The sequence below is a fragment of the Chryseobacterium sp. AG844 genome (assembly GCF_003182335.1).
GTDB classification, from domain to species: domain Bacteria; phylum Bacteroidota; class Bacteroidia; order Flavobacteriales; family Weeksellaceae; genus Chryseobacterium; species Chryseobacterium cupriresistens.
Map to the genome: position 1 here is coordinate 26,372 of NZ_QGTV01000008.1, position 12,627 is coordinate 38,998.

The following is a 12,627-nucleotide window of genomic DNA, read 5'->3' on the forward strand; positions in this document are numbered from 1 at the left end:
TGGAAAAATAGAAAATACTAATGATTGTGATATGGAATCGAAATATAATTCTGGGCTTTTTTGCTTACTGTGAATTTTACATCTGAACTTTATCAAAGTTTTGTGAGTTTCTAATGTGTTTATTTTCAAATGTTTGAATTGTTTTTTGGAATGAAATAAACAGAAAAAGAACATTTTGCCGGAAGCCTGCTTTTTTGCTATTGATCTAAAAAAATAGATTTACATACATAAAACTGAATGTTGAGAAGCAGTTTTAATTGTAAAAAGAATTAAATTCTGTGTGTTTTATCAAATATTCATTATTAGTAAGAAGACAAAAATTACTTTAACTTTGCCAGTTAGATAATATATGGCTATTATGAAATTACTGAAAATAATGCTATATTGTTGAAGACTAATATCTAATGGGCTTATCTGGTCAGGAAATTAATTTAACTGATAAACAAATATGAAAAATAAATTCTTAAATTTTAAATTGAGAAAACTTGTTCATTATTCCTTGATCCTTTGTATTTTACTGATACAGGTGATTATTGCCATATTTTTCTACAACGAATTTGTCAACGGGAAAAAGCTGAAGTTTATAAAAGATCAGCTTGAAGAAAGCCGTGCATTGGGAGGATTAACGGACAATTCCAGGAAAGATTTCATGGATGCACAGGATCATCTTCAGAAATATATGGCTACTCAGGATAATGATGATTTGCAGCTCTATTTCCAGTCGCTGAGAAAACTTAAAACTAATTTTGATAAAATTGGTGAATACGAAAATACAAGTCCAAGATTGAAAAAAAATCTGGCTATTCGTAGTAAGGATACCTTAAAGACCGCAAAACTGAAGACGTTAATAGATTCAGTGTACCAGACATCCCTCAATCCGCCGGCAAAAATTGAGGACAAACAATATGAACCTGCCAAGTATAAAAACGATTTTGAAGATTTCAATATTCAGACCCGTACTTATGCGGATACCATTAAAAAGAAAGGCTTTTTCGGGCGTCTGAAAGATGCGGTAACAGGGAAAGTGGATGTTCAGAAGGAGAGTACTGTAATCACAATGACCAATAACAAGACTCTGGATATTTCTCAGGTAAAATCCAAAATGGACAATACCCTAAAATCTATGGACAAGCATTACGCTGCCGAAGTAAAAAAGGTTCAGCTGCTTGCGGCCATTAGTCAGAAGAATAATTTACAGTTTTACAGCAATTTCAGTAAGCTGCTGGTATATAGTAATAACTTAATAGAGGTTTACGAAAATGCCATCAAGGATTTTCAATCTGAACTGGAAAAAGAATACAACGACCAAAGCTCTAATAATAACAAGATAAGAACCTATCTGGTATTGGGACTGATGATTCTGATGTTTATTGTTTCTATTCTGATTATGTATTTTACAAGAATGGCGTTTATTTATGAACAGAAACTGGATGCTGCCAATAAAGAGATTAAAAAGAATCTTAATTTCAAAAACAGGATTCTGGGAATGTTAAGTCATGACCTGAGGTCTCCTTTAAAAATCATCAATATTTTCATTGACAAAATCCACAGAACCACCGAAGATGAAACGATAAAGGATTATCTTAAATCCATCAAGTTCACCAACAGTACCTTGCTTCTGCAGTCTAATCAGATTCTGGAATATACCAAAAACGAGAATGCTGAAAAAGAGCTTATACAGTCGGTCTTCAATCTTAAAGATGAAATCAGCTCTATTGTAAAGGTCATTACCCCTTATCTGGAAACGAGAAACAACAGGTTTGCTGTGACAGACAGAATCCCTGAAAATCTGGTGGTCTATTCGGATAATATCAGAATCAATCAGATTTTTATGAATATTCTGGGGAATGCCAACAAGTTTACAGAAAACGGACAGATTGATCTTGTATTGGCTACAGAATCCCTTGGAGAAAATAAAATTTGCCTGATCACAACAGTAGCAGATACGGGAGTAGGAATATCAGAATCTGATCTTGGTAAAATTTTTGATCCTTATTATCAGGGTATGGTTTCTGATGAAGTAGATAATCTGGGAGCAGGACTTGGGCTTAACCTCGTAAAAGAAATTGTAGAGCTTTTTGACGGCAATATATCGGTCGAAAGCAAATTACATAAAGGAACTAAAGTGACATTCAGGATCAACTTAAACAGTAATAATAATGGAAACACCAATACAAAATAAAGAGATTATATTCCTTCTGGCAGACGATCACAGTATTGTACGCCAGGGAATGGAGATTGTTATCAGCGATATTGTTCCTAACGCTAAAGTTTATCAAACTTCATCCTTACATCAGGTATTGGAACTGATAGAATCGAAAGGAATCGAGATCGCTGTTATTGATGCCCATTTCCCGGACGGAAACAGTCTTCATATTTTGCCACAGATGAAAAGCGTAAATCCTGATATTAAAATTTTGATTTTTACAGGACTTGAAGAAGAGCTGCACGGCCTTAAATTTATTAAAGCCGGTGCTGATGGCTACCTGAGTAAACTGAGTGAGGAAGAAGACGTAAGAAAAGCAATTACAACCTTCATCGAAAAAGGAGAGTACTTCTCTGAACTTCTGAGAAACCTGCTGGTACAGTTTGTTTACAATCCGGATCTGATAAGCCCGCTCAACAGTTTAACCAAAAGAGAAATGCAGATTGCAGAACTTTATGCTGAAGGATATGGAAACCTGGAAATTTCAAACAGTCTGAATATCAAACAAAATACAGTAAGCACAATCAAAAAAAATATCTTTGAAAAACTCAAGATTGAAAATATGGTTGAGCTTGTGGACCTTGTCAAAACCCACCATAAACTATAGTTTTTTTTTAAGGTGATCTCCACTTCTTATTCTCAGGGTATTATATTTCATCGATAAATATCTATAAGTCGATCGACATGTATCGATGGGGTTTATAGAGAATTTTATTTGGAAATGTTGTTCCTTTGTAGTGTAAAATTTAAGCAATGAAAAACAACTGAGAAATGTTTTTTAACTTCTTAAGTTTCACACTCAAAAAACAACAAATGATGTAGCTATTTTACAAATAGTAAATGGTAGTTATAGAAACACAAATGATGAAAAATTAAGAAACACTGATGAAATTAAAGAAGTGTATGAATAACCTTAAACGGACTTCTTAAAAAAGCCAAATGATCAGAAAAAAACACAAACACATATAGTGAGGTTCAGTTAATAGGTTACAGTACAAACACAAAAAGGAGGCGCCCAGCCTCCTTTTGTGTTTTTTATCAAATGATAAACAAATGTGGCTCTCCATCTCTTATTTTTGTATCAAAAAAGATGTCAGGAGAAAAAGATTTGGCCCTACTGATTCAGAATATGGAACCAGTATTGAATACCGGAGAATATGCATTTTGTACTGTTGAAACTCTAGCAGCAATACCAGACCTCGAAAAGGTTCTGTTTTTTTCCGGGAAAATGAAGCCGTTACCATTGTGGTAGAAAAAACAGTAGCAGATGAATGGAATATGAATTACAGCTATATTTCTTCATGGATTACTCTTACAATTCACTCTTCTCTGGAAGCCGTAGGGCTTACTGCAGCTTTTGCCAATGCCCTGAAAAAGGAAAATATCAGCTGTAATGTCGTTGCCGCTTACTTCCATGATCATATTTTTGTAGCCCGAAAAGATGCTGAAAAAGCGATGGATGCCCTGTATGCATTGAGATCAGCTCAGAAGCTGTAAATTATTTTCGAAGAAATTGTATTTCACCATTTAAAAGGTCTATTTGAGCTGCTAAAATGTCCTCTTGATAACGAAATTGAGTGTTCTGCGTGTTTTTGTGTTTTATGTTTGCACCATAATCATACAAAAATAAACAACAATGAAAACAATCAGAAAAATCTCAGCCTTAAGCTTATTATGTTTAACTCTTTTTACTGTAGTAACAGTTTCCTGTACTGAAGAAAATGAGCCTCCCACGACGCAGGAGATACAAAACAGAAACCACCATACTGCCAAAACCCAATTCATAACCGTTAAAGGAAATGCCATCGCATACCGTGTTTTAGGAAAAGAAGACGGGATTCCTTTGGTTCTCCTTCCGGGATTAGGCGGCTCAATGGATGACTGGGATCCTGCAGTGACGGATGGACTGGCTAAAAACTATAAAGTCATTATCTTTGATAACAAAGGAGTCTCTTCCTCAAAAGGAACCACTCCCAACACGGTTCAGGCGATGGCCGACGATGCGTTAGACTTTATTAAGGCTTTGAACCTGACCAAAGTGAATATCATGGGATTTTCTATGGGAGGATTCGTCGCACAGCGAATAGTGCTTACCAATCCGTCACTGATTAATAAAGTGATTTTAACAGGTACAGGCCCTCAGGGAGCCATAGGATTGTCTAATCTGCCCAATATTATTGCCGGAACCGCTGGCTTAAGTCCTGAAGCTTCATTCCTGAAATTTGGTTTTACAGAATCTGCTCAGAGTATTGCGGAAGGAAAAGCTTCTTTTGCAAGAGTTCAGCTTCGTACGACGGACAGAGACCTTCCTTTAAATGATGCTGCCTCCGGTGCTCAGTTTACTGCAGTATTGAGCTGGGCCCAGCCTGATGCTGATGCGCTTACAGAAATAGAGAAGATTAAAAATCCGGTACTGATTGTACATGGTGAAAATGATCTTCCGGTATCTGTTCAGAATGCTAAAAATATGTCTCAGCATTTAGACCATGCAGAGCTGGTGATCTTCCCGGATTCAGGACATGCTTCTTTTTATCAATATCACGATATATTTGTTGCGAAAGCTACAGAATTCCTCGGAAAATGAATCTGTTCTTAAAAAATTATAACAAGAAGACCCGCTGATGAACAGCGGGTCTTTTTTTACTGATATCAGGATTTAGCTGAATTTTTTCACAGCCTCTTCACTTACCGGAGTAAAAAAGTTAATCATATTGCCATCCGGATCACAGAACAGGAGAGATCTGTTTCCCCAGGGCATCGTGGTCGGCTCCTGAATAATCCGGGAAGTCATATTTTTAATCCTTTCGTATTCTTCGTCAACATTTTTAACCATAAATTCAACAATGGTTGATTTTGTTCCTGCGAAATCTGTAAGACCTTCCGAAAACATCCGCATGGTCCGGGTACTTCCGATAGCGATTGTGATAGAATCAGCAGAGAGTTCTGCAAAATCTTCCGTATACCAGGTGGCAGTTATGCCTATAACCTGTTCATAAAATGCTACTGTTGCCTTAATGTCTTGGCTGATCATTCTTAATGAAGTAAGTTTCATAAGGATACTATTTGTTTAAACTAATTTTAAACAAAGGTAACAGGTGTTTATGACAACAGCTTGTCAGTAGAAATCAAGCTCTTTAATCTCAAATATGATTAATAAAAATTAGCGATATGAATTAATCGCTTAATATCAGTAATCTGGATTTTCCTTCCTTCAGACCTGATCAGTTTTTCCTGCTTAAAATCATTGATGATACGGGCTAAGGTTTCTCTTGCAGTTCCCACCATATTGGCAAGATCCACACGGGAAAGGGTAATGAATATTTCATGGTCAGGTGTGTCATTTGATGTATACTTATCATGAAGAATCAGTAAACTGAGAGCAGCTCTTTCACGGACTGTACGGTGGGATAAAACTGCAATAAGGTTCGCCATTACGCTGAATTCATGGCTTAAAGATTTCAGCAGCAGCCTCGAAAGCACTGATGAATGGCTCAGAATATCCAGAAAACTGTCTTTTGAAATAAATGAGATCACAGAATTTTCAAGGGTTGAGGTCGTATCTCCGTAAGATTCATTGCTCAGAATGGCAGAATATCCGAAAAATTCACCGGAACTGTAAATGTAAATAATCTGCTCCCTTCCGTCATTATCAACCTTGTATTTCTTTATTTTACCTTCGTTCAGGTAGTAAACGCCATTGGGTTTTGTTCCGTCAGTAAATATGGGTTCATTTTTACGATAGTTCCTGGTTTTCATAGCTCCTGTAAGAAGATTTTTATCATACTCAGGGAGTTCATCAAAAAGATACTGATTGTTAAAAATAAATTTTGAGATCATAATTTTTCTATACAGGATATTGGATGTACGTTCAGTTTTTAACTTAAATCACATTTTAAACCGATCTAAATCACAAGATTTTTTTCCTGAACGAATTACTTTTACAAAAGTAATAAAATTGATTCTGAAATAAGAAACAGAAGATCTCAGAGAGGTCTGGAAGCCTTTTCAGAATCATCATTTATTACTAAAAAATAGGATTTTACGTTAAAGGGGAAATAGTAGATCTATAAAGAACACTGGATAAATATTTAAGCGGACATGTTTTTCACAGTTTGACGCTGACATTTCTAATTGTTTTTTTTTTTTATTTATTTTATCCGGTTGTTCTTTTCCTGAAGGAGAAGCTCTAATAGAAATTTAAAATGTTCAGACACAGAGGGAAAAACAGAACCTATTTTCACAATCTTAAGCTTGCATCAGTACTTTCATTTGTTGCAGGGATAGTGAATATTGCAGGTGTTTTATCTGTGAAAGTGCTTACTACGAATATAACCGGACATTTTGCCTTCTTTTCTGAAGAAATTCTTCTCTATCATTACAGCAAGGCACTCACTTATTTTATCTTTATTATATGTTTTCTGGGAGGAGCATTTTCATCCAGTTTTATGGTTGAATTTTCGTCCGGACACAAAATGTTCCGTCCGCATCTCATTCCTTTGATCACCGAAATTCTGATTTTAGGTTTTGTGGGAATAACAGGTGACCAAACATTGAAAATCTCAATATCTCCTTATGCAATTGCCGGGCTTTTGCTTTTTGCAATGGGCGTTCAGAACTCACTGGTAACAAGAGTATCACAATCTGTGGTAAGAACCACTCATCTTACGGGCTTATTTACTGATCTGGGAATAGAGCTATCAAAACTTTTTTTTAAGGAAAGGGAAAACGAAAAGAGGCAGCTTAAAAAGAATATAGCCCTGAAACTGGTGATTATCGCCTGCTTTTTTGCAGGATGTATGATTGGTGGTTTTGTGTACAGCATGATTCAGCTCAAAACGCTGCTTGTAACTGCGGGATTGCTCTTTGGCGTAATCAGGCATGATAAGTTCCTGTACCGGTATTACGCTTTAAAAAGGAAATTCAGATAGAATACAATAAAAAAGGATATTCCGGTGTTGGGAATATCCTTTTTTAATTTATGGTGTTACAGGCTGGATCACAAAAGTTTCCGTATCAGTTGTGTGGGCTGAAAAATAGCCTAATGCTCCGTTGCTGATATTACTCGGAGGATTAGCTGGAGTAGCAGTTCCGCCGTTGCCGCCCGAAATCTGAAGCAATGCACTGTAATAAGTAAACACATTGGTGTCGATAGACTGCATTTCCACATGGATTTTGTCTCCCGGAACTACTTCATGGTCGCGTCCCTTGTTATCGTCGTTGGGAAGAATCAGAGGCTGTTGGTTCGGTAAGCCGTTATTGACATTGTCTGAAAAAGTATTCATGTATTTTTTAGGCAGATCATTAATCGTAAAACTAAAAAGATAACGGTTTCCTAATGGCATCGGGTCTGTAAAGAGTGGCAAAAGAGTGTAGGTGGTCTTATTACCAAATTTAAAAGAACTCTGTTCCAGTCCGTCAAAATATACTATCTCAGGCATTGTACTCTGAGCAGTATATTGTTTTCCTTCTGCCTGTATTTTTAATGTATACGTTCTGCCGGGTGTACCTACAAAAGTAGTGGTCTGATACATTCCATTTCCTGTATAGTGAAGCGTTTCAGTCTGGCCTGTATCATCGCTTAAAACCACCTGGGCTCCGGTTACTGCCGGATACTGATTAGGTTCTGAAAATCCAACGGACTTTGTGATTTTTACAGTATAAGGTCCTGACTGATTGGTTACATTGCCTTCAATGACAATATTCCCGCTCTGATCGTTCAGATCCAGGTCAATTTCCTTTTCACAGGAGGTTAAGGCGAAGAGGGATACTATGATATAAAAAGTATTTTTCATGAGTTAGAATTTGAAATTATAAGTGATATTAGGGACCCATCGGAATAAAGAGGTCTGCATGGCACGTGTTGTTCCCGGGCGGTCAGGATTGTCTTCAAAATTGATTGTATAAGCATTTTCTCTGCCGTACAGGTTGTAAATACCAAATGTCCATGAACCGCGGAACCGCTTATTGGAACTTGGTTCGTAAGTAGCGCTCAGATCCATTCTGTGGTATGCAGGCATTCTGTCTGCATTTCTGTTGCTGTACTGGAAGACTGTTTGTCCGTTCAGTTCATATTTTCCGGTAGGGAAGGTAACTGCATTTCCGGTACTGTATACAAATAATCCTGAAAAACTCCATTTCGGATTAAGCTGATACGTTGCAACGACGGATAAATCGTGGGTTTTATCCATTCTGGCGTTATACCATTCATTATTATTGATTCCGTTGATCTTTCTTTCTGTTTTAGAAAGGGTATAGGAGATCCATCCTGTCAGTTTTCCGCTCTTCTTTTTGGCGATAAGTTCCAGACCGTAGGCTCTTCCTTTTCCGAATAACAGTTCACTTTCTACGTCGGCTCCCGTGTCAAAGCCAATCTGAGCCCCGTTTTTAAAGTCGATCTGATTTTTCATGTCTTTGTAATAAACCTCAGCGTTCAATTCGTAATTATTGTTGTTGAAGTTTCTGCTGTATCCTAAACTGATCTGATCTGCAATTTCCGGTTTTACCGTATAGCTGCTTCCTATCCACTGATCGGTAGGATTTCCACTGTTGCTGTTGCTTAAGAGGTGAAGATTCTGAGTGTTCCTGGAATAACCTGCTTTTACACTGCTCACTTCGTTGATGCGGTAGTTGGCGCTGATACGCGGTTCAATATTCACATAGGTCTTCCCGAATTTTCCTTTCTCTAAAAATTTACTGTCGGTTAGTACGCCATTCTCATAAGTATTGAATGTGTCACCTCCCAGTACACTGAACATGGAAAGCCTTGCTCCATAATTGATGGTCAGCTTTTCCGTTGCTTTATAATCATCATTAATGTAAACGGCATTTTCCCACGAGTATCTCGGATTTCTGGCAAAACTGCTCACGGTGGTACCGGAAGCACTGCTCGGAGTAAGGGTATGATAAATAGACTGCAGACCGAAACGTACAGAATGCTTATTTCCGGCAAACCAGGTAAAATCCTGCTTAAGATTCCAGTCACGGATTTTTGAATTTAAATCAAATACCGTATCATCATTTTTCAGACTGATCTTATAGTCATAATTACTGTAAATAAATGAAGTGTTGGAGAATAGCTTACTGCTGATGATGCTGTTCCATCTCAAAGTGGCCGTTGTATTTCCCCAGTCTGTATTGAAAGTATCTCCCAATCCCAGAACATCTCTTCCAAAATACCCGGACAAATAAATACGGTTGTTTTCGTTGATCTGATAATTGGCTTTCAGATTCAGATCGTAAAAATATAATTTGTTGTCTTTATAATCTTTATTGGCTTTAAGAAAAAGATCCGCATACGTTCTTCTTCCCGATACGATGAATGATGATTTTTCCTTTTGAATAGGCCCTTCCACACTCAGCCTGCTGCTGATAAGCCCGATTCCTCCGTTGATGTTATAATCTTTGTTGTTTCCGTCCTTCATTTTAACATCCAATACAGAAGAAAGACGTCCTCCGTATTGTGCGGGGCTGTTTCCTTTGATAATGCTGGCATCTTTCAGGGCGTCACTGTTGAATGTACTGAAAAAACCAAGAAGGTGAGAGGCATTATAAACAGGAGCTTCATCCAGCAGGATCAGGTTTTGGTCGGTAGCACCTCCTCTTACACTGAACCCGCTGCTTCCTTCACCGTTACTTTTGATCCCGGGTAAAAGCTGTATGGTTTTCATGACATCTTTTTCACCAAAAAGTACAGGAAGTTTCTCTATATTTTTAATACTTAACGTTTCTGCTCCCATTTGAGCTGAGGTCAGGTTTTTATCCTTTTTGATACCGGTTATCACCACCTCATCAATGGCTTTTTCTACAGATTCTGATGGAAGCAGCGGAAGATCGAGTTTTATATTCTGATCTACATTGATCTTCTGCTCAAAATCCTGATATCCCGGGTAGGAAATAACCAGGGTATAATTTCCTTCGGGTAATGAAAGGGAATAAAATCCATATTCGTTGGCAACAACATTGATGCTGGGATCTTCGCTTACTTTTACAGAGACTCCGATGAGCAGTTCCCCGTTTTTTTTGTCTTTCACGGTTCCACTTACGGAATACGTTTGTTGGGCCATTGCCAGTGTACTGAAGCAGAGCGCAGCGGTGGCAGCGGTAATTTTTAGAAAGGATGTTTGCATTAGTTTATTTTAAAGTAGTAGATCTCTTGTCTATGAGTTAATGTTTTGATGATGTTCAATGAGTTGGATGAATAGGGGATTTGTTACAGGTAACAAATTAATTATGAAATAAATCCATGGGAAAAGCAGACTTCCGGAAATGATAATGGCAAGGATAAAAGAGGACTGTCAGATAAAAAGCAGTATTATGCATTGTACATTAATTTATTGTTGTTTTTTGGTAGATTTTATTGAAAAACAAATTATTAACGACCGTTATTTAATTTTTATTATTATCTGGTATTAAAAAAGACACAAATGAGCTTTTATAAGACTGCACGATGCTATCTGCTTCTGATCTGGCTTGGCAGGATATTGAATTTTCGTTTAAATGCTGATGAAAAATGTCTCGGATTTTTATAGCCGATATGGTCAGAAATTTCACTGATATTCAGGTCGCTGTCGAGAAGCATTTTTTTGGCCTGCTCCATTTTGAGATCATTCCAGAATCCGAAAACGGTAGTTCCGAAGAGCTCTTTGAATCCTTTCTTTAAAGTAAATTCGTTGGTTCCCGCCAGATGGGCAAGATCATTCAGAGAACTATCTGCATTCAGGTTTTTTACAATATAATCCCTCACCGCATACATTTTCTCTATATCTTTTTTCTGAAGGGAAGAAGATGAGGATTCACTGTCAAAAAACTGTTCAAGCTGCAACAGAAGAAGTTCATTTACTTTAGCTTCAAGATAAATTCGTTTGAAAGTCCCTTTTCTGTTGCAAAGAATGATGTCGTTCAGAATCTGATACATATCATGGGTGATGCGGTTATGCTCAGTCTGAATGAGAGATGAATTCTGCTTGTCAATCGAATTTCTGAATATTTCAAACAGTCCTGAATACTCAGGTAGAAATTTTTTAAAGAACTCAGGAGCAAGATTGATTTCGAATACATACATTTCCGGACCTTCGAATTCCATCCTGCCTTCCATATGATGGGCATAAATAATGTTGTGCTGGTAGCTGTCAAACACTATTGTTTTTTGAAAGTTACCCGAAATGGCTTTGCTTTTTCCTTTCAGGGTAAAATGCATTTCTACCGAATCAAAATCACTCTCAAGGTACAATTGAAGCGGTTTATTCAATACAATATTCCCAAAACTGATGTGGACATGGGTAAAGCTTATTTCGTGATAAAAACCATTTCCATAAGGAGGAGTAAGCTGGGTAATGCATTCCTGGATGCCTCCATCATCTAAGAAATAAGAGGAAGGATAATCCCGCTCTATAAGCATGTTTCCAAAGTTTTCATCATATAGCCGTACTGTCATTTCCTTTTGCTTTGTTTGAATTTCCTTTTTACGGACTTTTTATTCCGTTTTACAGACCCTTTCTGTTGAATGTTTAGACTAAGTTTGCACAAAGGTAATAATTATTTAGAATCATTCTTAATAATTAAATTGCTTTTAAATAAAAGAAAGAAATAATGAAACGATGTGCATCTTATACAAATTAATTATTAAAAATTATGAAATATTCAGGTAAAATAAACTGGTCTTTTGCAGCTGCAATAGCAGTGTCAATATGTTGGATTATTGGTGATATTTACGTTGCCGGATTTGATCCGGATCCATCAGATTATCCTTTGTTTTCAAAGACCTATGCAGATCAGGTGAATGTAGAATTTGCAACTTTAATGCTGGAAGGTTCCACTCCAAGGCTGATGTTTGGTGCTTTGATTGGTGCTCTTACCGGGCCTTTACTGCTTCCTGCCACTTGGCTGGTATATCAGTTTTTCAAAGACACTCAAAAATGGTATGCAGTCTTTGTGTATTGGATCCTACTGGCAGGGGCGGTTTTATCACCTTTAGGACATGCCGGATTTTTCTATGTGGGGGAGATTTATAAAGCAGTTTATCATACAGACTCTGCCTCTCACCCTTATCTTCTGGAGACGGGAAGAGGTTTTATGAAAATGCTTAACATTGCCTGGGGAACAGCTATTGGTGTACTGGCAGTCGGATGGATTTCCTTTGCTGTTTGTATTCTTTTCAATAAAACTCTGTTGCCGGGGTGGATGGCTCTGCTGACACCATTTGCCCTTACTTTGTTTATCATTCCTATAAAAAATCTTTTACCGCTTCCTTTTTCAGGATGGGTAGGAGGTGCCATATTCAATATTGCCTATCTGACATTTTTCAGTTCACTGCTTTTCTTTTTCAGAAAGAAATTGCTGAACAGGATTTAGCTATAAAAAATATGACTATGATCTTAACTTGAAATAAATGGAGAGGAAAGCCTTTAAATCTTAGAATTTAA

General features: G+C 37.2%; 12 protein-coding genes. 7 read left to right on the forward strand and 5 right to left on the reverse strand.

What is annotated here, in order from left to right:
• Positions 1-475: 475 nt before the first annotated feature.
• From DEU40_RS09940 to DEU40_RS09955, 5 genes are all read left to right on the forward strand, one after another.
• Positions 476-2,182: a sensor histidine kinase gene (locus tag DEU40_RS09940; RefSeq protein WP_228406487.1), complete on the forward strand. Its 1,707-nt coding sequence runs from the start codon at positions 476-478 to the stop codon at positions 2,180-2,182.
• Entirely contained in the window at positions 2,160-2,813 is a 654-nt protein-coding gene (locus DEU40_RS09945) for a response regulator transcription factor (RefSeq protein WP_181397956.1), read from the forward strand. Before DEU40_RS09940 ends, DEU40_RS09945 begins: the two co-directional genes overlap by 23 nt.
• A gap of 522 nt (positions 2,814-3,335) precedes the next feature.
• Positions 3,336-3,458 carry a hypothetical protein gene (locus DEU40_RS22635; RefSeq protein ID WP_262510397.1) on the forward strand — a complete coding sequence of 41 codons (123 nt, stop codon included), beginning with the start codon at positions 3,336-3,338 and terminating at the stop codon, positions 3,456-3,458.
• Positions 3,452-3,703 (forward strand): ACT domain-containing protein, encoded by a 252-nt coding sequence (locus tag DEU40_RS22640; RefSeq protein WP_228406489.1) that lies wholly within the window; start codon positions 3,452-3,454, stop codon positions 3,701-3,703. Before DEU40_RS22635 ends, DEU40_RS22640 begins: the two co-directional genes overlap by 7 nt.
• A 139-nt stretch (positions 3,704-3,842) precedes the next feature.
• Entirely contained in the window at positions 3,843-4,790 is a 948-nt protein-coding gene (locus DEU40_RS09955) for an alpha/beta fold hydrolase (protein ID WP_110009684.1), read from the forward strand.
• A 72-nt stretch (positions 4,791-4,862) separates the two neighbouring features.
• Here DEU40_RS09955 and DEU40_RS09960 read toward each other — a convergent pair whose 3' ends face one another.
• Complete coding sequence (locus DEU40_RS09960; RefSeq protein ID WP_110009685.1) at positions 4,863-5,258, reverse strand: VOC family protein; 396 nt, start codon at positions 5,256-5,258, stop codon at positions 4,863-4,865.
• 98 nt (positions 5,259-5,356) lie between these two features.
• Positions 5,357-6,043, reverse strand: a complete 687-nt coding sequence (locus DEU40_RS09965; protein WP_110009686.1) for a Crp/Fnr family transcriptional regulator — start codon at positions 6,041-6,043, stop codon at positions 5,357-5,359.
• A 365-nt stretch (positions 6,044-6,408) separates the two neighbouring features.
• Here DEU40_RS09965 and DEU40_RS09970 point away from each other — a divergent pair, with 365 nt between their 5' ends.
• On the forward strand, positions 6,409-7,134 hold the full coding sequence (locus DEU40_RS09970; protein ID WP_110009687.1) for a YoaK family protein: 726 nt from the start codon (positions 6,409-6,411) through the stop codon (positions 7,132-7,134).
• Positions 7,135-7,182: 48 nt separating this feature from the next.
• On the opposite strand, the gene DEU40_RS09975 is transcribed toward DEU40_RS09970, so the two are convergent.
• From DEU40_RS09975 to DEU40_RS09985, 3 genes are all read right to left on the reverse strand, one after another.
• Positions 7,183-7,998, reverse strand: coding sequence for a DUF4249 domain-containing protein (locus tag DEU40_RS09975; protein WP_110009688.1), 816 nt, complete (start codon positions 7,996-7,998; stop codon positions 7,183-7,185).
• A gap of 3 nt (positions 7,999-8,001) precedes the next feature.
• Entirely contained in the window at positions 8,002-10,332 is a 2,331-nt protein-coding gene (locus DEU40_RS09980; RefSeq protein ID WP_110009689.1) for a TonB-dependent receptor, read from the reverse strand.
• Between the two features lie 323 nt (positions 10,333-10,655).
• Positions 10,656-11,639: a helix-turn-helix transcriptional regulator gene (locus tag DEU40_RS09985; protein WP_110009690.1), complete on the reverse strand. Its 984-nt coding sequence runs from the start codon at positions 11,637-11,639 to the stop codon at positions 10,656-10,658.
• Between the two features lie 197 nt (positions 11,640-11,836).
• Here DEU40_RS09985 and DEU40_RS09990 point away from each other — a divergent pair, with 197 nt between their 5' ends.
• A complete protein-coding gene (locus DEU40_RS09990; protein WP_110009691.1) occupies positions 11,837-12,556 on the forward strand; it encodes a DUF6796 family protein in 720 nt (239 codons plus the stop codon).
• Positions 12,557-12,627 lie beyond the last annotated feature (71 nt).

Bases quoted from the DNA above. Each gene is read 5' to 3' on its own strand.
- DEU40_RS09990 (WP_110009691.1), top strand. From the start codon at position 11,837: ATGAAATATTCAGGTAAAATAAACTGGTCTTTTGCAGCTGCAATAGCA.
- DEU40_RS09965 (WP_110009686.1), bottom strand. From the start codon at position 6,043: ATGATCTCAAAATTTATTTTTAACAATCAGTATCTTTTTGATGAACTC.
- DEU40_RS22635 (WP_262510397.1), top strand. From the start codon at position 3,336: ATGGAACCAGTATTGAATACCGGAGAATATGCATTTTGTACTGTTGAA.
- DEU40_RS09985 (WP_110009690.1), bottom strand. From the start codon at position 11,639: ATGACAGTACGGCTATATGATGAAAACTTTGGAAACATGCTTATAGAG.
- DEU40_RS09945 (WP_181397956.1), top strand. From the start codon at position 2,160: ATGGAAACACCAATACAAAATAAAGAGATTATATTCCTTCTGGCAGAC.
- DEU40_RS09980 (WP_110009689.1), bottom strand. From the start codon at position 10,332: ATGCAAACATCCTTTCTAAAAATTACCGCTGCCACCGCTGCGCTCTGC.
- DEU40_RS09970 (WP_110009687.1), top strand. From the start codon at position 6,409: ATGTTCAGACACAGAGGGAAAAACAGAACCTATTTTCACAATCTTAAG.
- DEU40_RS09960 (WP_110009685.1), bottom strand. From the start codon at position 5,258: ATGAAACTTACTTCATTAAGAATGATCAGCCAAGACATTAAGGCAACA.
- DEU40_RS09975 (WP_110009688.1), bottom strand. From the start codon at position 7,998: ATGAAAAATACTTTTTATATCATAGTATCCCTCTTCGCCTTAACCTCC.
- DEU40_RS09955 (WP_110009684.1), top strand. From the start codon at position 3,843: ATGAAAACAATCAGAAAAATCTCAGCCTTAAGCTTATTATGTTTAACT.